At 61.4% G+C, this 251-nt stretch carries 1 protein-coding gene; it reads left to right on the top strand.

Translation table 11 applies throughout. The features are described 5' to 3' along the window. Nucleotides 1-251 (top strand): integrase core domain-containing protein (locus SCWH03_RS28455; RefSeq protein WP_173267802.1); only part of this gene is annotated, 251 nt, incomplete at both ends.

Below are 251 nucleotides of genomic sequence, written 5' to 3'. Positions count from 1 at the left end.
ACGGCATCGTGCCCGAGACCGTGCACGCCGACCGCGGCACCTCGATGACGAGCAAGAAGGTCTCCCAGCTGCTCATCGATCTGGGGGTGACGAGATCACACTCGCGGCCGAAAATCTCCAACGACAACCCCTACAGCGAGGCCCAGTTCAAGACCACGAAGTACATGTCCGACTATCCCGAACGGTTCGACTCCCTGGCCCACGCCCGCGAGTGGTTCGACGCGTTCATCGCGTACTACAACCATGAGCAC

It is taken from the genome of Streptomyces pacificus, assembly GCF_011766325.1.
Classification (GTDB): Bacteria; Actinomycetota; Actinomycetes; order Streptomycetales; family Streptomycetaceae; genus Streptomyces; species Streptomyces pacificus.
Note: the sequence above shows the minus strand (reverse complement) of the source record. Positions and strands in the feature narration are given on the sequence as shown.